The sequence below is a fragment of the Rhodohalobacter sp. SW132 genome, assembly GCF_003390325.1.
Taxonomy (GTDB): Bacteria; Bacteroidota; Rhodothermia; order Balneolales; family Balneolaceae; genus SW132.
On sequence record NZ_QUOK01000001.1, the window covers coordinates 168,861 to 188,390 of the forward strand.

Consider the following 19,530-nt stretch of genomic DNA (forward strand, 5'->3'; position numbering starts at 1 on the left):
TTTTCTTGGAACAGACAAAAATCATGACGGAAGAGGATCTGAATCGCACTTATATGCGGTTTGCTCATCAGTTTCTTGAACCGTATGATGATCCCACCGAACCCGCCATCATAGGAATGCAGACGCGCGGCGTGCATATGGGGCGCAGAGTTTTGCAGATCATTAAAAAACAGTTTAACGCAGCACCCGATTTTGGCGTGCTTGATGTAACCTTCTACCGCGATGATTTTCGCACAAAGCTGAAAATGCCGGAGGTAAAAGTAACTGAAATCCCGTTTGACCTCTACAATCGTGATGTGATCCTTGTGGATGATGTACTTTATACCGGCCGCACAGTTCGTTCGGCACTCGATGCGCTGATGGCATTCGGACGGCCAAGAAGCATAAAATTCTGCTGCATGATTGACCGCGGCCACCGAGAACTGCCGGTTTCAGCCGATTTTATCGGGATGACCATCCCCACCTACGCGAAGGAAGAAGTAGCCGTAAAAGTAAAAGAGCTTGATGGCGAAGATGCCGTCTATCTTGTGGAACATGAAGAGGAGGCAAATTCATGAGTGTAAAACAAACCGAACTATTCAGTTTTAACCAGAAGCACCTGCTCGGGCTTGCCGATTATTCAGCCGAAGAGATTGCCTACGTTCTGGAACAGGCAAAAACCTTTCGTGAAGTCCTCGACCGTCCCGTTCCGAAAATTCCCACTCTCCGCGATAAAACTATAGTGAACCTCTTCTACGAAAACAGCACGCGGACACGCCTGTCCTTCGAGCTTGCACAAAAGCGAATGAGTGCTGATGTGGTCAATTTTTCGGCGGGAACATCCAGCACCAAAAAAGGGGAATCTCTGAAAGATACCATCCGAAACATCAGCTCCATGAAGATCGATATGGTGGTATCGAGACATGAAAGTCCCGGAGTACCCCACTTTCTCACGCGCTGTGTTGACGCCTCCATCATCAATGCCGGAGATGGAGCACACGAGCACCCCACCCAGGCACTGCTCGATATGTTCACCATGCAGCAGACCTTTCCCGATCTGAAAGGGAAAAAAGTGGCGATTATCGGTGATATATCGCACAGCCGCGTGGTGCGTTCCAACATCATCGGCCTTACAAAACTTGGTGCTAAGGTGACCGTTTGCGGCCCGAAATCTCTGATGCCGATTTTCGTGAAATCTCTCGGCGTGGAAGTATCACACGATCTCGACGAAACCCTTGCCTGGTGTGATATTGCGATGGCGCTTCGCATTCAGATGGAACGAATCGGCGGGGGGATCGACCTGATCCCAAGCCTGCGTGAATATCATGAGACGTTCGGGATAAAAATGAGTCACCTGGAAAAATATCCCGACTTCATCCTGATGCACCCCGGCCCGATCAACCGCGGCGTGGAGATGGAGAGCGACGTGGCCGACAGCGACCGCGCCGTCATCCTCAACCAGGTAACCAATGGCGTAGCCGTGCGAATGGCCATCATGTATTTGCTGAGCGGCGGTACCCGGGTTTAAAATCCCGGCTGACGTATGCCCATAGTAGGGGGCACTTCGTGGCCTTTGGCCGTCTGTCAAATAGTTTAAGGACTTTTTGTTAACTGCGTGTTGTTTTGGCTCGATAAATCATTGATCATTACACGTGTATTAATTATTTTATACACGTATTTATCTACTTATCTACGCCTATGAAAGAGAAACTCACCCTTACAATTGATAAAGAGGTAAAGAAACAGGCCAGGGAGCTTGCAAAGAAACAGGGTGTGAGTATCTCCGGAATGGTTGAAACGTATCTAAAAACCCTATCTAAAAAGAGCGAAGACTGGAAACCGAAAAAAGGCTCTGTTGTGGCAAAACTATCTGGCAGCATTCCGGTAAAGGATAACAGAGATTATGATGAAATTCTTGAAGAGGCGCTTTTAGAAAAGCACAAATATGAAAAAGATTCTGATTGACAGTGATGTATGTCTGGACTCTATTACCAGTCGGTATCCCTTTTCTGTGAATGCAGATAAGATTCTTCAGTTGGCAGAAGAGAATACCATAGAAGCATTAGTTACAGCAGAATCATTTTCGAACATGTTTTATATCCTGCGTAAACTGTCAAACCCGGCTAAGGCAATCAGCGTTTTGAAAGATCTCAGATCCGTCGTACAAATTGCAGCGGTAGGACATTCGGTGATAGATTCTGCATTGAATTCCGCTTGGACAGATTTTGAGGATGCAATTCAATATCACTGCGCAATTGAAGTAAAATGTGATGCTATTGTAACGAGAAATGTGTCTGATTTTAAAAAAGCATCAATTCCAGTACACTCACCACCTGAGTTTTTAAGTCAGTACCATTAAATTTTACTTATTTTGTAAAACAGATAAATGTTTAAAAGCATGAAAAGATTGCCGGCGTCGTTGCATACACATAACCCAAGATGTGTAGTGGCAGGGGTAATGACATAAGGTTACATGTACAGTTCACTACCGAAACACCAGCTAAAACAGTAAATGAAGATAACTTCTCTCACAGTTCTCCTGGTTTGTTTTTTATTGACAACTAATGTCTTTTCCCAGGATATAAATCACCCCAAAAATATAGAATGGGACAAAGCCGGGGCTGTAAATCCATTTCCAGACAGTACAGAATTTGACCGTATCTACCGTGTTCCGCCTCCATCAGCATCAAACGATTGGTTGCTCATTCAATCCGCGATCGATTCAGCCGGGGCATCAAGCGGGACGAACCTCGTGCTTCTGGAAGAGGGCACATACCTGCTTGCCAATCCGTTGATTTTAAAAGCCGGCACGCACGATAATGTCTATATAAAAGGCGTCGGGCCCAACCATCTGATGAATTCCGGCCTATCAACCATTCTGAAGTTCGATTTTTCAGACCCGGATAAATTCAGGGTGCCGGCTTATGGCGGAATCAACGCGGCCATTGCTTTTCGCGGAGGGCCTGATGTAACCATTGGCAAAGTTACAGATTTTGATCCATCTAATAACCGGATTACAATTTCTGGAGCTGAAAATAATCTTTCACCGGGTGATATCATTCGGGTGCGGTCTAACTTGGCGAGTGGCTGCGGGGCATATCCGTGCATGGGGCAGATGAATCGAATCGGGAAGATCATCAGCCATTCTCCCCTTGTGATTGAATTAGAGCACGATTTCAGCCTGACCTGGGAACAGCAGGAAGTGTACGGAGGTCTCAATTTAGAAGTTCATAAAATAGATGCTTTGCAAAATGTGGGAATCTCCTCACTGGGATTAGAAACAACGGGCTATATTTCGGACCCGCTACCTGATCATTTTGTGTGTAAAGATGAGCCGTCAGCAAACCGTTCTCCTCATGGGCATCATATTTTAGCATTCAGGGTTTATAATGCCAGTCTTCAGGATTTATATAGTTACAGGCCAATCGCTCATCATATTTATATGATTGAATCCTTTCATAATACCATATCAGATAGCTTTTTTGATGGTGCAATTTACCGTCATGGATGTTCTGGGGGGCATGGATATGGTGTAAATTTGTGGAGAAAAAACACACTGAACCTGGTCGAGAACAATATTTTCCGCGATCTGCGGAGATCGTTAGTGTTTAGCAGGGGAGTTCATAAAAATGTGTTCGGATATAATTACTCCCGTGAAATAGCTGCACAAACCGGTTCTTCCATCCGCGGTGACCTGTCCAGCCGAAATATGTATGACAGCGGCAACCTGGCTGAAGGCAATATATTGGACAGGATTTTGAATGATACGTATCATGAACAAACCTATACAGCCTACAAGAATGCATATTTTCGAAATTCGACCTACTACAACTACCTGGAAAATGAAGGAGGTATTGAGAATTACTTTATAGGCAATCAAGGTGAATTTAATGGGAATCATGATCCATTGTCGATAAAAGCTGATCTGTACGCATTTCTGGGTTCTGAAACTTCCACTCATGAAAATTCATCCTCAGGCTATTCAAACCCTGATTATTTGCTCGATATCACCTCCTTATATCATCACGGAATACCGGCCTTTATTACCCGGAAAGATTCCTGGAACCAGAATTATACGTGGCCTCCGATAGGTCCGAGGCTGCATGTGAGTGATCCGCCACTAACCCAGGATATTCCGGCCAGGGGCAGGTATTGCGCCGCATATAATAATTATGCTGATTCAGCATATCGCTGCTCCGGAATTCCGGCCTCATCTACTGGGGAAACAGGTAACTCTTTGGAGTGATGGAATTCCATAACCTGAGTTCGATTAAAAAATGTGCTTTTTAGGGGCCCAAAAGTGAGGCTCTCCAAAAAGGGCGTCATCCCGCGCTCGATGCGGGATCTCCTCTCTTTGGTAAAGTCAGGAGATATCGCTCCGCGGGGAAAAAATGAGCGGATCGGGGTCCGGTATGACGATACCGATGATGAACATTCTTATTGAACCCCCTTTTTTTAGACAGCCTCAGCTTAATTTTTGCATTTATAAAAAATAACATAGTCCCAATGTTTTAATCAGATAATTTACCCCATCGTTTGTCTTGATTTATTCTTAAATTTTCAATCATTCTGAGAAAGTATCATATATAATATGCCAGACAGGGACAGACTCGACCGGGAAAAAGAGTTTCACAATGAGGCGTTCGCCACTGGCAAGCGGAAGAATGTAAAGAAATACTACAAAACCACCGATCTAAGCAAGAGTTTTTATCGGGAAAAGATACACGAAAACGTTGCTGGGTTATCTGTTCTTGAATATGGCTGCGGGCCGGGCAGCCAGGCCTTTGACTTGGCAAAAGCGGGAGCCAGCATTACCGCGATCGACATTTCTGACGTGGCGATTGAGCAGACTAAAAAGGAGGCCGACCGGCAAGGTGTTGAGATCGAATGCTTTGTGATGGACGGAGAGGACCTATCATTTGATAAAAACAGCTTCAACCGGGTATGCGGCAGCGGAATTTTGCACCACCTGGACCTTGAGCGCTGCTACCCGGAGCTGAAGCGCGTACTGATACCGGGCGGCAACGGAATCTTTTTTGAGCCGATGGGCTATAATCCGCTAATCAATCTTTACCGAAACATGACACCCGGCCTTCGAACCGATGACGAACATCCTCTGCTGAATGAAGATTTTGAACTGGCCGAAAAATACTTTGACGAGGTCAACCCCGCATTTTTTCACCTAACCTCCATCGGTGCCTCCTTTGTCCCCGTCGCTTTCCTTCAATCAGCTCTCGCCCGTCCGCTAAACGGACTCGATTCGGTTCTTTTTAAAACTCTCCCGTTTCTGAAAAAATACGCGTGGATTACGGTTTTAGAACTAAAAACCACAAAACAAGATCTTTCAGCTTAAATCAATCAATCCAAAAAAGTTGAACTCGCCACTTGTAAGCATTGTCATTCCAACGTATAACAGACCGGGTCACCTGGTGAGAGCCATAGAATCCGCATTGCGTCAGACCTATGAAAACATCGAAATCATAGTTGTGGATGATTGTTCTGACTTGGATCTTGATCAGTTCCGTGAAGAATTCCCTGCAGTAAAGTTATACAAAAACAGTGATAACAGGGGCGCATGCTTTTCAAGAAACCGGGGTTTGGAAATTGCATCCGGTGATTACATCAATTTTTTGGATGACGATGATGAACTGTATCCGGATAAAATTGCATTGCAGATCCAAAAATTTCAAAGGTCGGCTGATCCAAATTTAGGCATGGTAACCTGCCATCTTGAAGATTATCGTTCAGGAAACAAGCAAATAGTCCGAAATAGAGTAAATGGTGACGTTTATCGCTTACTTCTCTCAAAATTTGCAATAGCGGGTACCGAATCGATGCTATTTAAACGATCCGTATTTGATGAGGTTGGTGGGTTTGATGAAAACCTTCAGTCCAGCCAGGAATACGATCTTTTTCTAAGAGTTTCTGAACTGTTTACAGTTGATTATGTTGATAAGATACTGAGCCGTAAAAACAGATCATCCGATCAAATAAGCCTCAATTTTGATAAAAAGATGGCGGGTGCGAAATATCTTTTCAAGAAACACGATGAACGTTATAGGCAAATTGGGTTCCTTTTTTGGCTCAAAATGCGGCTAAAACTTCGCGGACTGATCTGCCGGTTCTATATTGGGAAATGGTTTGGGGAAAAGGCGTACAGGCTTACCATCAGGGATTGACCACGGCATTGTTTTGAGAGGCTTTCGCCCGTTTCGGGCTGACATCTACGTGATGTCATTCTTGTTCACAGGGCGGTGCCCTGCGCTATTGCTGAGGCCCTTTCAGGGCGGACTCTTGAAATGGATTTTTACTTGAATCTACTTTTATGAGCTAAAAGAGAATGATTTTATCAGTTTTATCAGAAATTAAATCATCTTCAAATTCGGATTTGGTTTGCGCTAATAATTCGAGTTAAGAGCCGGGCAAAAAGTCCTAATTTTATTCTCAGGATGATAAAAATGGTTACCATTACCAGCCCCAAAGGGGCGAGAGCAACAGCACTCATTTCCCCATTATGGGTTGTATTGTAAAGAGATAAGCAACACCTTCGGATGAGAATAACTTCAATGTATTCTCACGATGACTTTGGTCAGCAAACCGATAATCAGCCCCAACGGGGCGTGGGCATCAGCACGGGGCACCGCCCCGTGCTGATGGAATCGAAGGAGAAATCATCAGCCCCGAAGCGGGCGCAAGCCAAAACAATACCCTTTTTCGAATTCTGGTCGGGGTCAATCCCAAACATATTTTTCATCATAATCAACATCGTACGATTTTAGTATTTTCCTGTACTCTTCTTTAAACGCTATCTTTTTATGATGATTTTTTTGATTCCTGATGTAGGCAGCGGTTTTATCAATATTGCGGGGTGTCACAGAAAAAATTCCGTACCCATTTTGCCAATAAAATCCAGAATACTTTTCTCCTTTTGTCTTTATCCATTTCGAGGATCGTTTCTTCACCTCTTCAAGAAGATTCATTTGCGTAATCTTCCTGGAATGCAGGCATAAAATATGTACATGATCAAGATATCCACCCACCTGTACAGGATAGCATTCCAAACCTTTACAGATTCCTCCAAGATAGTCGAATAACAATGGCTGGATCTCTTCATCAATCAGTTTTCTCCGGTGCTTTGTGCTAAAAATAATGTGTATGTAAACTTTAGATAATGATTGTGGCATTTCTTCGGGGATATAGATTTGACTTTCGCCCGTTCTGGGCTGTCTTCTGCATGGTTTTATTCTTGTTCACAGGGCGGTGCCCTGTGTTGTTTCTTTAGGCCCTTTCAGGGCGGACTCCTTAATTAGGTTTTTACCTAACTCCACATATAAGAGCTAAAAAAGGGTGATCCCTTACAGTTTTTCTATTATTTACTCTCTTTTATCGGTTCTGGGTCGCGTTGAAATGAGACATGAACAATCTCTGGATAAAAAACCTCAGTGAAGTTTCATGATCATGTTGGTTAGCAAACCATTAGCAATGTTAGTGGGCAACCGCACCAGGTACCATTCCGTGATCATCGAATTGAGGGGGAAAATCATCAGAGATTAGACCAAGGCATTGTTTTGAGAGGCTTTCGCCCGTTCCGGGCTGATTTCTGTATGGTTTCATTTTTGTTCACAGGGCGGGTGCCCTGCGCTGTTGCTGAGGCCCTTTCAGGGCGGACTTTTGAAATGGGTTAAATTCATTTTGAAAAAAAGAGACCCGCAACAAAGAGTGGCAAAAAGCTCTCACTATACCCTCAGGATGATGTGAACGGATGCCATCATCAGCCCTTACGTTAGTGGACAATAGCACTTGGCGCCTCCCTGCGGGCATCGAATTGATGGGGGAAATCATCAGAGATTAGACCACGGCATTGTTTTGAGAGGCTTTCGCCCGTTCCGGGCTGATTTCTGTATGGTTTCATTTTTGTTCACAGGGCTGTGCCCTGTGCTGTTGCTTTGGGCCCTTTCAGGGCGGACCCCTTAATTAGGTTTATACCTAACTCCACATATAAGAGCTAAAAAAGGGTGATTCCTTACAGTTTTTCTATTATTTACTCTCTTTTATCGGTTCTGGGTCGCGTTGAAATGGGATATGCAACATCTCCGGATAAAAAAGTCTTTAGTATTGTCTCATGATGATGTAAATGGATGCCATTACCAGCCCCAACGGGGCGCGGGCATCAGCACGGGGCACCGCCCCGTGATTATGGAATCGAAGGAGAAATCATAAGCCCCGAAGCGGGCGTAAGCCTGTGACGAACAATTTTTAAGGCATCGGTTATATAGATCACCCACATCGGAATAAACCTCCCTTAAAACCCTGTATTATTCGTTGGAGATCACTGAAATCGCTGCCTGGCTTTTTTTCTCCTGTACACGGGTAAATTATCAATCGCACTGCTCCAGTCAACAAATGCGTGGTTGATATCATAGTGGCCGCGCTGGGCATCGGGTACTTTATTATTTTCCACAGCTTCAATGATATCATCCAGTTTGCTGTAGAACTCTTCCGATCTGAATGGCGGATGCAGGGTCCAGAGCCCGGGTTCTGCGCCAAGGTAATCAAGCCGGCAATACTCTGTCTTAGCCAGGTAGTCGCTCAAGAGCTGCGCCGGTGTTTTCACAGCGGGATTACGCTGCCAACGGCCGATGAGAGATCGCAGCAAATCCGGTTTATCGAGAGTGATCTCTTTTAGAATTCCCGTCAGGCGCTTTTTTTCGGTCAGGTAAACCCGTGTTGTAAAATTATCGGAAAAAAATGCGGCTGCCAGATCCTGGTACGGAAACAGCGGCTCGCCAAACTGATGGGGTGCGGACCGGTCTTTCATTGGCGGACCCGAAAGCGGTTTGATGATTGCAATCTCTGGATCGTCTTTCAACAGTTCAATAGCATTGCTGCACCAGTCAGGGTGCCCGCCGCCCAGAAAAATATCGGAATCCAGATGAAAGACATAATCAGTCTCAGCCCTGTGGAGTCCATAAATGTAGCTATAGAACGGTCCGCCGCGATAATCTTTCACCGGGAGTGAATCTCTCCCCCAAATCTCTTGTGCCACCTCTTTTATGGCTTCATCACTGTAATCGACATAATGTACTACAGCTTTGTCATATTGCTGTTCTACATCCTCAAGAATTTGCTTGAATTCCGTGATCTGCTCATCACTAAAATGAAACCTTCCCTTTCGGCTGGGGCGAATATCGGCGGTAATGTGAATCTCATTCACCTGGTTCCCCAAAACGGAAATCTGATGCTTCAAAAGAGACCGCAGAAACCGGTTATCGGTCGGGGCTGTATTAATTTGCAGTGTTATCGTTTTCAGCTTAGCCACTGTCATTTTTTTACCTGTACATCTTTATAAGTTCTGCGCAATTATTGCCGGTACTCTTCATTATCTTCGAAAATAAAATGAAGTTTATAAGCAAGAACGCAGGTTAGTGCATTGCATTTACCTCTTGCTTTGTACTGTGCAAAAATATGGTTTGTATTTCTTTTTATCTCATTGTTTGGCATATTTTTCAACCCGGATTGAAACAAGTGGTGAACCTGGTCTCTGAGCACTTTATTTTCGCTGAACCAGTCATCAAATGGATTCATTGAACTTCGGTCTCTCCCCAACAGACGTTTAAAAAGTGATTGTGCCCTGTTCAACTTCATAAAAAGTTTAGTTAACGCTCTGTTCTTTGGTGCTATTCCTGTGCTGTCCCACCGATAATTGAAAAAATGTGGGTGCTTATTTCGAATCCATTCAGTGTAGAGTAATTTTTTATGCTTAAGCGGTTCAGGCAATCCCAGGCAAAAATGGATCAGCTCTTTGTTGTAAAATGGTGATTGTATATCGATAATGTGCGAGCAGAGCCGATCTCCATTCAGTGTTCCATTGATCTGCCGTTGTTCATAGGAGAATTGCTCTACGGTATTGCGGTACCTCTCCGTGATTTCAGGTAAAATGGAGATTTGATCAAGCACTTTCTGATCATTTACATACCCGAGTCTCCCAACATTTTTCTGCAAATCAAACCCGGTTCGATTGAATGATCCAAAGAGCACATCTCCGATTTGCCCGGAGTGGGCCATACCAAACTGTTCAGCTTCAATATACTGCAGTGCACGATACATATGAGATCCCCCGCTTACGGTCACCATGCCGTCATTCGCAGCAACTAACTCTTCAAATGAATCCAGGAAATACTTTCCGCCATCCAGCGGGTAGAAACGATAGCGAAACCTTTCACCTTCCGAAATCTCTTTTGCAATCAGGTGATCCGGTGCCCCGGTTTGTGAAAAATTGAGTGCAGTGACCTCACCATACCCCAGTTCAGCCGCAAGCAGAGCGTTTACCCTCGCGTCCAGTCCGCCGCTGATAAATGTGAGTGAACGGGACGACTCCTGCTTGTCTTTCTTCCATTCCATGTCAACGGCATTGGTAAGAAGTTTATCGGTCTGCTCAATAGCACGATCCATCGGAATATTCTGCTCTTCAGCCGTGAAATCAAAATACTTTCGCTGTTTACACGATCCGGTTTGAAGATCGAATGTTGCAATCGTAGCATGTTCAAGCCTTCGTATTTCGCGTACCAGTGTAAGGTCGTTTAGCATGTAGCCAAGCGTCAAAAGACAGTTAAAACCGTCTGAGTCAGGCTCAAAAGGTATTTTCAGGTCTCTTAGCAAGCTTGTTAATACTTTTAATTCCGATGCGAAAAAAAGATGCTCTTCCGCAGGATTTGAATATATATAGATCGATTTTGTAGCCAGGATATCAGTCAGCAGATGCAGCTTCTTTTCCGTTTTATCGAAAATAAAACCTGAAAAACTCCCCTTAAGATTTTCTGCAAAATTCACACCCTGTTTACGATACATCTCCGGGATATCATGCTTTGGATTATCCTGTGAATAGATAATTCCCTCGATTCCAATCACAACCTGATCATTTTCATATAAAAACCGGTCATCCAAAAATTTGGCCGGCACGCTTCGTCCGTAAACAAAATTACTCAATCGGTGCTCTTCATTCTGAACACCTTCAAGTTTGCAGCTAAAAAAGCGTGTATAGTTATCTTTTAAGTGAATCGGGGATTTGCTGTAAAACCCGTAAATACCGGCCATCAGTTTGCTGTTTTAGTAAGTGATAAAATCCAAAATAACAGGTACAGCTGAACGGCTACACCTACGGCACTGAAGGCAGCGATTGCAATCCAAGCGCTTCCCGCGAGAAGACCGCCCGTTAGTGCTGCCACCCGGAGAAACAGGTATACAATATCAATCTTAAACGCTTTTCGCTGTTCATTCAGCAAAAGTGGAATATAGGTCAGTGGCGACACAATAAATACCAGGAACAGGAAAGGAGTAAGAATCTGGGAATAGACACCTGCCTCACGCCACGATTCACCAAAAACAAATTCAAACAGTGCGGGGGCAAACAGCAGTAAGATCCCGAAAGGAACCACTGCAGCCAATGAAAGCTGTTTACATACCGAAAGTGAAAAATCGTGAATCTCTTCGTCGCGATTGTATCTTTCGGTTAGAGTACGACTGTAAACCTGCTGGACGGAACTTGAGATTAGCTGAACCGGTGCAAAACACATTCGATGGCTCAGGCTGTAAAAACCGGCAACTCCAGATGAAAAAAATGATGCGAGAAGTATATTCGGAAGACTGCTTGATGAGGTGTTGGTTAGTGCGTGAGGTGCGTTTACTTTTGGGAATTCGCGATATTTTTTTGCCTGATTTTTCATTTCACCCCAGTTCAGGTGCACATCCTTCAATCGTTCATTTTTCCGTGAAAGCCACCAGCCGTATGCCGTACTGATTAAATCACCAAAAAGCTTACCGAAGAGCAATCCATACGTTGAGAAAGATGCATACCCCAAAAGAAGCTGAACTCCTGATCCCCCCCCTGAACGGCAGATTTTTGCGGTTGCCATTCCTTTGTAATCACGCGTTCTGTTCAGCAGGTAGATAAATACCTGAAAGAGCGCGATACCCAAAACTCCGGCCGGTATCAATACGATCAGCAGGTCAAAACCCTCAAATCCAAGGTATGCGATGATGTCTTTTCCAAATAGCAGAAATACAAACAGGGTAATCAAAGCGGCTCCGGCTACAAGTAGTATCGCAAATGCAGCTAAATTCTTTGCCTTACTGTCGTTTTCGGGCATCAGGATTGCCATTTCATACCGGCCTGTAGCAACCACTCCTATGATGGCAATCCAGGCAGCATAAAAAGCCAGCAGGCCAAACTCTTCCGGAGTATAGAGCCGGGTTAAAATTGGAGAAACCGCAATAGGTATCACCTGAGCGATGCCAATTCCGCCCATGAGTGTAAATACATCTTTATAAAAATCTTTCCCTAACAGGTTAAATTTCATCTGTTATAAGGATCAGTTTTGCAATTTGCGACGCTTTTGAATGGGATTCTTTCCTGTTCATTTACAATTCTCTTCATCAGTACACCTCCCGGTAAACCGCATTCAGTTTCTCTCTTTTTGAGGATAAGCTGAAATTCTCCGCAATGTACTGGTGTAGATTTTCCGGTATATACCGTTCTTTCGAGGTGATCATCTCTTCCAGAGCCGTCCTCAACTCACCCGGATGTTCCGGTGCAACCAGCGTTCCGGTTTCCTCTGTTACAATTTCTTCAGGCCCGCCGGAGCGTGTGGCAACAACCGGGATTCCGCATGCAAGAGCTTCAGCGACCACAAGCCCGAAACCCTCTTTTCGGCTGGATGAGACCAGCAAATCTGATGCCCTGTAGAATTCCACAAGCTGACCCGGAGATTTTTGGTCATAAAATGTCACACGGTCCCGAAGATTGAGTGTATCCATCAATTTCTGTGTTTCCCTTTTTGCATCGAAATCAGAGCGTGGCGCCACGATATGAAGCCTGCAATCTTTTTGCGATTTTATTTTTGAAAAAGCACGGAGCAGAATGTCGTAACCTTTTACCCTGAATAAATTTCCAACTGCAAGCAGATGCGTTTTATCAAAATCCCACCCGAGTTTCTTTTTTGAACTGCCGGGATTTTTTTCGGGGCAAAACAGGTCGGTATCCACTCCGTGTGGCAGATGATAAAGTTTTTTTTCAATTCGCGGTTCGTATTGCGCAATATCCTGAAGAAGCTTTTTTCCAACGCAGAGAATTTTGTCGCAATGATCGAGAGAATTTATAAGGCGCGGCATCAGCCTTTTGTGCCTCAAATTGTAGTACCAGTCGCCTCCGTGAATGGTAAGAATCACCGGGTAGCCTGCTTTTTTTAACTTGTTTGCAGCCAGTCCGATGGGATAAAGCGCATGCAGGTGCACAACATCCGGATCTTGTTTTCTCACTGTTTTTAACAGACTTGATGATAGCGATCGCTGCGTAATCGAACTAAGACGACGCCTTGGAATTGAAAAGTACACGGATGGATGGAAAGGTAATTTATCTTCCAGCGGATTCCGGTTTCGGCTATAAGCTTTGTGAAATGGCAGTGATAAAACTGAAGGTAAATGAATCTCCGGATGGTGATCTGAGGAGATCAGATGTGCTTCATTTTTAATGAAAATTGACCTCCCCGGATCATCCGTCGTAGGGTAGGAGTGACTAATTACCGCAATCTTCAAGGGGATTTTTTCCACTTATCGGATTTAATTCATTCAACAAGTTTGCGAACTTTTTGTATTATGCAAACCTGAAATTTTTTGCAGACAAATCAATTTAATGTCGAATACGTGAGTAAGCAAACGGTTAATTTCCTGGATGTACTGTTAACCCTTCTGAAGTACAAGATCACGATCCTCACTTTGGTAGTATCGCTGACCCTGGTTGCACTTATCATCAGTCTGATATGGCCGCAAACGTTCAGGTCAGGCTCTGAAATTGTACAGGTTCAGGAATCGGGCGCGCCATCAGTCGGCGGCTTGCTTCAGAATCTTGCACCCTTTAATATCTCCGGCGGAAAAGTAGGCGGAGAGACCATTCTTGTAGTATTAAACAGCCAGACGCTGCGGGATAACCTCATTAATGAGTTCGATCTGTTTGAAGTTTATGAATCCTCAATTATTGAAGAAGTTCGTAAAACGCTCAACAATAATCTTACAATTGAGGAAGTGCGGGAAGGCGGATTTGGCTTTAATCCGGTGGTATCCGTCAAAATTGGAGTCATTGATAAAGATCCGGAACGCGCGCGGGATATGAACCAGTTTATACTGGATGAACTCAACCGCACGCTGGAACTTCTCAATCGCCGGTCCACGACCGAATCACTGACAGTGCTTGAATCACGATATAGCCAGAATATCAGCGACCTCAACGAAGCGGAACAGGCTCTAAATGAATTTCAAAATGAATACGGAATTATTGAAGCCCCGGCTCAAATTGAAGCACTGATCATGAACCTCGCCGAAATCAAAGCTACGATAACCGAGCGGGAAGTTGAACTCGCCGTGATTGAGCGGAATGTCAATCCGAATACATCCATTTACCGTTCCAAGCTGGTGGAGCTCGAAGAACTTCGCAGTGCATTTCAATCACAGGTTCGGCGAAGTGAAAGTCTGTCACAGATTGAAGACTCCTACTTTACACTTTTTGATATGCCCGATCTGCTTCTCGATTTTGTGCGCCTTCAGCGTGAAGTGGAAATTCAGCAACGGATCCAGGAAACGCTCTTCCCCCAGCTTGAACAGCAGCGGCTGATGCAGGAAAACAGCGGCAGCGGAATCCAGGTGGTCGACGAACCCGATTTTCCCACGTATAAATACGGACCCAAAAGGGCCTATATCGTACTGGCAGGTTTCTTCTTTTCTATATTCTTGGCGATGGTCATTGTGTTTTATAAAGAGATGACAAAGGATCCGGAGTCGGAAACAACCGTTAAAATCCGCGAGATTAAGCGGGAATTGCTCTTTAGAAAAGAGTAATCGCTTTGAATCTTTCCATTCGCAATATTGCCGCTCCTGTTACCGCAGCACTTGTTTGCACGGCTCTTTTACTGGCCAGTCTTGCGATGTCTTCCCTCCTGCCATTTGCGCTTTTTATCGCAGCCGGTGCCGGAATTGCCGGGGTATTTCTTGCTTTTCAGAAACCGTGGATAATGGTATTTTTGGTCGCAGCCGGATCCTACATGGGCTCGCTATTCTATTTTGCCGAAGATTTTTTCCTGCCGGTTACCCTCTTCCAGTTTTTCCTTTTTTCCGCACTTGCACTTTACCTGCTTCACAAACTCTGGTTTAACTCTTTCGAGATCCGTTATACAGGTTATGAACTTCCGGTATTTCTCTTTTTAGCCCTGATTTTTCTTTCTCTGATTTACAGTCCCGACCGGGAATCCGGGCTTGTAAACGCTCTCCGATTTGTCTTTCTGTTAATATTTGCAGGCTATGTTATCAATTCACTCTCCTCCGCAAAACTTACGGCTGCCATAATTGCGATGCTTACGCTTATTGCCGTGATACTATCTGCGTTTGCCGTCACGGAAACGATTCTTAATCCGCAGATTGCCATAGAAAACCTTACTGGTGGTGGCATAAATGTACGGCGGGCATCGGTCGGTGCCCTATATCACGATCCAAACCGATTTGCTGCTATTCTTTTTATGCCGGCTGCTTTCACTTTTGCGGTGATCAATTCCCAGCTTGAACTGAAGTACAAAGTGATTTCTGCGTTCTTTTTTGTAGTGTTGCTTGCCGGACTTTTTTCCACTTTCTCCCGCAGCGGGTTACTTTCTTTTGTGGTAATCATTCTTACAACAGTTGGTTTGTATAAAAACTGGAAAATGTTCTCACTTTTCAGTCTGGCCGGGCTTGTTGTGATTCTATTGATTCCCCAACTCCGGGACGCCCTTTTTCTGAATGTGGAACGCGTGATAGAAGTGTTGTTTGGAACGAGAGATGACTCCTCAGGTATTCGTGTGATGCTTGGAATTGCAGGAATACAAATGTTTATAGACTCTTACATGATCGGTGTCGGGTTTGATGGGTTTTCTGAGAGGTTTACGAATTACTTTACGCTTCAGGAATCGATTGGGGTGTATGAACCGCATAATATCACCTATACCATGATGGCGGAACTCGGGTTGGCCGGACTCTTTTTCTACCTGTTTTATCTCTATGTGATGAGCTACCACGCCTGGCAGAATGTAAAGCTTGCCGTCACTCCGTTTGAAAAAGTAATTGCCACCACTCTATTAACCGCTTTTGCAGCCTACACTCTCTTCTATCAATTCTATGGAGGCGCCCTGCTCGACAGCAACCTCATGCTAATTCACGCTCTTATATTTGTTGTTTATTACCAATATCTCAATAGAAAAAGCTCGGGAACGTAATCTGCCTTGAATGTTGTGCACAGAAACAGGGGTGCAGTCGTTACTCTACAATTTGGTACGTAATAGTCCATAGCTCAATAGAATAATTTTTATTGAAAAGATTCAGATAACAGGGAGAAAGAAAATAAATACCGAAACGCTATCTCATTCGCTCTTGTTTTAAAAACATCATCAGAATAAAATCCATTTAGATAGTGAGTAAAACCATGAAAGCATCGTATTTCGAATCATTCAATGAACTCGATCAAATAAAAACCGGTGAATTACCGGACCCCGAACTCAAAGAGGGTGAGGTACTGGTTCGAATTCGGGCGGCCGGTGTTAACCCTGTAGACGCGGCTGTGGTGCGCGGGATGCTTAAAGATGCCATTCCAACTGAATTTCCGGTAATCCCGGGATGGGACCTTGCAGGGGAAGTTGAAAAGCGTGGTTTTTCCGCACGGCGTTTTAGCGAGGGGGATGAAGTTTATGCCTATGCCCGCCGGCCGGTAATACAGCACGGTACATTTGCCGAGTACATATCTATACCGGAGAGCTATCTCTCGAAAAAGCCAGAGTCGATTACAATGGAACAAGCAGGCGGGATACCGCTGGTTGGGCTGACCGCTTATCAGTCACTTTTTGATGCTGGAAATTTACGGGAAGGTCAAACCGTACTCATTCTCGGCGGGTCCGGCGGAGTGGGCACGCTTGCCATTCAGCTTGCAAAGAGCGTGGATGCAAAGGTGATCGGCGTGGCGAGCGAAAAAAATCACGCCTACATGAAAGAGCTGGGTGCAGACGAAACAATTGATTATAGTGACGGGAATGTGGGAGAAGCCGTACGTAAACTTCATCCGGACGGGGTGGATATGATTTTTCACTGCTCGCGGGGTGATTCCCTGAGCCAAAGTATGGGTACGCTGAAAAAAGGCGGGCATCTTGTATCTATCACAAAGAGTAAACCTGAAGTGAGAGATGACATTCACTTTCAGTATGTTTTTGTGGAGCCAAATGCCCGGCAGCTGGATCACATCCGGGAACTTGTGGACAGCGGTAAAATCACCGTTCCGGTTTCTGAAACATTCACCCTCGAGGAGGTTCCGCAGGCGCTTTCACAGATTGAAAAACTTCATACACGCGGTAAACTCGTGGTTACGCCCTGATCTGTTTGGTGAAATTTGACAATTTTAAGAATCGAACTTACGTTTGAAAATTGATGTGCATAAAAAAAGCCGCCCCGAATATCTTCGGAGCGGCTTTTTTAATTTCTGAAATCAGCCATCGTTAAGAGGCTGATGCAAGATCACGAAGTGTGTTTGCAATTTTTGTCACTTTATCCCCATTGGAGGAAGATCCGGCATGATTTTCAAGTTCTCCGGCGAGCTCAGTAAGCATACGTCTTTGTGCTGAACCGTTGGTATTTTCCGCTTCCTGTACACCTCTGCGGATGCTGTTAATAGCGGAAATATCCAGTTCACGATTTCGCTCAAGCTGATCGAGATAAGCTTTCGCCAGCGCAAAAGATGACGGGAATGAGTATTTAGGCTGACCCTGGGGATTGAAATAATCCATGGAGACTGTATGCATGGCATCGATTTCATTCTGGGTAATAAATTCACTTGGAACCAGTTCAAAAATATCAAGTCCGCGTGCAATCTCTGAGTTTACCAGGTATCCGTTGTACCAGTAAATCGACCAGCTGCCACCGGTTTCCACTCGTTCAGCGCTGATTGGTCCGCGATCGTGAAACGCAATCTCTACTGGATTTTTTGGATCGGTAAAATCAAACACATTGATCCCGCCCTGGTACCACGACTGCACCATAATATCACGGTCGGGGATTGGAATCATCGAGCCGTTATGAGCTACACAATTCTCTGTTTCGGTCTGCGGTGCATCCATTTTGAAATAGCTTTGAAAAACCATCTCGCCGTTTTCTATGCTATAGATAGCGTTTGCTCCCCATTCGTAGGGATCTTCCTCGCGGCACTTTGGCTGTGTACCGCCGCCCCATTCATCCGTAAAGAGTACGGTTGTGCCATCATTGTTAAAGGTAGCAGAGTGCCAGTAAGAGAAATTTGAATCGGCTACTGCATCAATCCGAACAGGATTCACCGGGTCTGAGATATCGAGTAAAAGTCCCAGCCCTTCACACGCACCACCTGCGAGACCAATTTCCGGGTAGAGCGTAATGTCGTGACATTGGTTGGGTCCGAGTGCTTCAGAACCTCGACCTCTTGCGGCTAACATCTCGTCAATAAATTCAGGCAGGCGTTCTTGTAAGGCTGCGCTGTCGGCTGCAGTGGGTTCACCCTCGCCGTCTCTTTCGCTGACCAGTCTCTGCAGAAACCCTCGGGCCATACCGTTCGGAATGACTCGTTCGCGGCCCATCATTTCGCCTACGAAACGTCCCTGTTCACGAGCCTGTTCGATTCGCTCCTGCTCTTCTGCAGTGAGTTCCCGAACGGGGGGTGCTTCAAGGCCGTCAAAAATCCGGGGTGAGTTTGCAATTGCGGCATCCTGTGGATTTGCAAGCGGTACCTTAATAACCTCAATTCTGAAAAGCGGACTATCGGGATCTTCATCAGGAAAGGCGGTAGTACAGCCGGGAAGCTCTTCTTCGGGACGGACCGGTGCAGATCCGGAAACATACACATATACGTTTTCGTCATCATTCGGGTCGACCAAAACAGAGTGGGTGTGTGATCCCCGGCAGGTTTGAACATTTGCAATGTACTCGGGATTGTACATATCAGAAATATCGAATATTCGGATACCGCGCAGCCGGTCGGCACTTACGGTCTCCCGTACGCCTTCCGTACCGCAATCTAACCGGCCGCCCAATCCTTCACCGGATACAAAAAGCAGATCTCCGTAAACGGAAACATCACTTTGTGATGCCGGGCATTTGAAATCAATAGCTACCTCAGGATTAGCAGGGTCACTGATATTCCAGACGATAAATCCATCATAATTTCCCTGGATTGCGTAATTATCTTTAAATGCAAGGTCGGTTCCCCAGGATCCGAGAAACGCTTCGGGCGGGGGAGTTGCGGATAAAAGGTTCAGATTCCAGATTGTTTCCTCCGCATCAAATAGCCCTGCCTGAAGTCCTACACGAGGGTCGGGGCTGGGGCGCTCAATCTCAGAGAGCGGCTGGATGGTTGGCTGATCATTTTCTTGTTGTGTGATATCGGATGATGCGCAACTATAGACGCCAAATATGGCGGCAAAAGTAAGTAGCAATCCTGGTAGTAGTTTTTTCATACGTATTGAATGA

General features: G+C 45.1%; 16 protein-coding genes. 10 read left to right on the plus strand and 6 right to left on the minus strand.

Annotated elements, in window-relative coordinates:
• Nucleotides 1–5 precede the first annotated feature (5 nt).
• The 7 genes from pyrR (at nucleotide 6) to DYD21_RS00745 (ending at nucleotide 6,158) form a co-directional block, all read left to right on the plus strand.
• Nucleotides 6–557, plus strand: a complete 552-nt coding sequence (pyrR, locus tag DYD21_RS00715; protein WP_233505458.1) for a bifunctional pyr operon transcriptional regulator/uracil phosphoribosyltransferase PyrR — start codon at nucleotides 6–8, stop codon at nucleotides 555–557.
• Nucleotides 554–1,507, plus strand: a complete 954-nt coding sequence (locus tag DYD21_RS00720) for an aspartate carbamoyltransferase catalytic subunit (protein ID WP_116030865.1) — start codon at nucleotides 554–556, stop codon at nucleotides 1,505–1,507. The genes pyrR and DYD21_RS00720 overlap by 4 nt, the downstream gene beginning before the upstream one ends.
• A gap of 170 nt (nucleotides 1,508–1,677) precedes the next feature.
• Nucleotides 1,678–1,944 carry a DUF6364 family protein gene (locus DYD21_RS00725; RefSeq protein ID WP_116030867.1) on the plus strand — a complete coding sequence of 89 codons (267 nt, stop codon included), beginning with the start codon at nucleotides 1,678–1,680 and terminating at the stop codon, nucleotides 1,942–1,944.
• Nucleotides 1,925–2,338: a PIN domain-containing protein gene (locus DYD21_RS00730; protein ID WP_116030869.1), complete on the plus strand. Its 414-nt coding sequence runs from the start codon at nucleotides 1,925–1,927 to the stop codon at nucleotides 2,336–2,338. Before DYD21_RS00725 ends, DYD21_RS00730 begins: the two co-directional genes overlap by 20 nt.
• A 153-nt stretch (nucleotides 2,339–2,491) precedes the next feature.
• The gene (locus DYD21_RS00735) at nucleotides 2,492–4,225 is read left to right on the plus strand and encodes a hypothetical protein (RefSeq protein WP_116030871.1); all 1,734 of its coding nucleotides are present in this window, start codon (nucleotides 2,492–2,494) and stop codon (nucleotides 4,223–4,225) included.
• A 345-nt stretch (nucleotides 4,226–4,570) separates the two neighbouring features.
• Complete coding sequence (locus DYD21_RS00740; RefSeq protein ID WP_116030873.1) at nucleotides 4,571–5,332, plus strand: class I SAM-dependent methyltransferase; 762 nt, start codon at nucleotides 4,571–4,573, stop codon at nucleotides 5,330–5,332.
• A 19-nt stretch (nucleotides 5,333–5,351) separates the two neighbouring features.
• On the plus strand, nucleotides 5,352–6,158 hold the full coding sequence (locus tag DYD21_RS00745; protein WP_158551358.1) for a glycosyltransferase family A protein: 807 nt from the start codon (nucleotides 5,352–5,354) through the stop codon (nucleotides 6,156–6,158).
• Between the two features lie 552 nt (nucleotides 6,159–6,710).
• Here DYD21_RS00745 and tnpA read toward each other — a convergent pair.
• From tnpA to DYD21_RS00775, 5 genes are all read right to left on the minus strand, one after another.
• On the minus strand, nucleotides 6,711–7,163 hold the full coding sequence (tnpA, locus tag DYD21_RS00750; protein WP_116030877.1) for an IS200/IS605 family transposase: 453 nt from the start codon (nucleotides 7,161–7,163) through the stop codon (nucleotides 6,711–6,713).
• Between the two features lie 1,145 nt (nucleotides 7,164–8,308).
• Nucleotides 8,309–9,298: a glycosyltransferase family A protein gene (locus DYD21_RS00760; RefSeq protein WP_147303454.1), complete on the minus strand. Its 990-nt coding sequence runs from the start codon at nucleotides 9,296–9,298 to the stop codon at nucleotides 8,309–8,311.
• A 41-nt stretch (nucleotides 9,299–9,339) separates the two neighbouring features.
• A complete protein-coding gene (locus DYD21_RS00765) occupies nucleotides 9,340–11,073 on the minus strand; it encodes an asparagine synthase-related protein (RefSeq protein ID WP_116030883.1) in 1,734 nt (577 codons plus the stop codon).
• Entirely contained in the window at nucleotides 11,073–12,335 is a 1,263-nt protein-coding gene (locus tag DYD21_RS00770) for a lipopolysaccharide biosynthesis protein (RefSeq protein WP_116030885.1), read from the minus strand. The genes DYD21_RS00765 and DYD21_RS00770 overlap by 1 nt, the downstream gene beginning before the upstream one ends.
• A gap of 76 nt (nucleotides 12,336–12,411) precedes the next feature.
• Complete coding sequence (locus DYD21_RS00775) at nucleotides 12,412–13,584, minus strand: glycosyltransferase family 4 protein (RefSeq protein ID WP_116030887.1); 1,173 nt, start codon at nucleotides 13,582–13,584, stop codon at nucleotides 12,412–12,414.
• A gap of 93 nt (nucleotides 13,585–13,677) precedes the next feature.
• Here DYD21_RS00775 and DYD21_RS00780 point away from each other — a divergent pair, with 93 nt between their 5' ends.
• From DYD21_RS00780 to DYD21_RS00790, 3 genes are all read left to right on the plus strand, one after another.
• The gene (locus DYD21_RS00780) at nucleotides 13,678–14,865 is read left to right on the plus strand and encodes a GNVR domain-containing protein (protein ID WP_158551359.1); all 1,188 of its coding nucleotides are present in this window, start codon (nucleotides 13,678–13,680) and stop codon (nucleotides 14,863–14,865) included.
• A 5-nt stretch (nucleotides 14,866–14,870) separates the two neighbouring features.
• Complete coding sequence (locus tag DYD21_RS00785) at nucleotides 14,871–16,268, plus strand: O-antigen ligase (RefSeq protein WP_116030892.1); 1,398 nt, start codon at nucleotides 14,871–14,873, stop codon at nucleotides 16,266–16,268.
• Nucleotides 16,269–16,474: 206 nt separating this feature from the next.
• Complete coding sequence (locus DYD21_RS00790) at nucleotides 16,475–17,413, plus strand: NADP-dependent oxidoreductase (RefSeq protein ID WP_199535433.1); 939 nt, start codon at nucleotides 16,475–16,477, stop codon at nucleotides 17,411–17,413.
• A 121-nt stretch (nucleotides 17,414–17,534) separates the two neighbouring features.
• On the opposite strand, the gene DYD21_RS00795 is transcribed toward DYD21_RS00790, so the two are convergent.
• Nucleotides 17,535–19,517, minus strand: a complete 1,983-nt coding sequence (locus DYD21_RS00795) for an LVIVD repeat-containing protein (RefSeq protein WP_147303455.1) — start codon at nucleotides 19,515–19,517, stop codon at nucleotides 17,535–17,537.
• Nucleotides 19,518–19,530: the final 13 nt, after the last annotated feature.

Excerpts from the sequence above, each read along its gene's own strand:
- DYD21_RS00720 (WP_116030865.1), top strand. The coding sequence starts at position 554 with ATGAGTGTAAAACAAACCGAACTATTCAGTTTTAACCAGAAGCACCTG.
- DYD21_RS00725 (WP_116030867.1), top strand. The coding sequence starts at position 1,678 with ATGAAAGAGAAACTCACCCTTACAATTGATAAAGAGGTAAAGAAACAG.
- DYD21_RS00730 (WP_116030869.1), top strand. The coding sequence starts at position 1,925 with ATGAAAAAGATTCTGATTGACAGTGATGTATGTCTGGACTCTATTACC.
- DYD21_RS00735 (WP_116030871.1), top strand. The coding sequence starts at position 2,492 with ATGAAGATAACTTCTCTCACAGTTCTCCTGGTTTGTTTTTTATTGACA.
- DYD21_RS00740 (WP_116030873.1), top strand. The coding sequence starts at position 4,571 with ATGCCAGACAGGGACAGACTCGACCGGGAAAAAGAGTTTCACAATGAG.
- tnpA (WP_116030877.1), bottom strand. The coding sequence starts at position 7,163 with ATGCCACAATCATTATCTAAAGTTTACATACACATTATTTTTAGCACA.
- DYD21_RS00765 (WP_116030883.1), bottom strand. The coding sequence starts at position 11,073 with ATGGCCGGTATTTACGGGTTTTACAGCAAATCCCCGATTCACTTAAAA.
- DYD21_RS00770 (WP_116030885.1), bottom strand. The coding sequence starts at position 12,335 with ATGAAATTTAACCTGTTAGGGAAAGATTTTTATAAAGATGTATTTACA.
- DYD21_RS00790 (WP_199535433.1), top strand. The coding sequence starts at position 16,475 with ATGAAAGCATCGTATTTCGAATCATTCAATGAACTCGATCAAATAAAA.
- DYD21_RS00795 (WP_147303455.1), bottom strand. The coding sequence starts at position 19,517 with ATGAAAAAACTACTACCAGGATTGCTACTTACTTTTGCCGCCATATTT.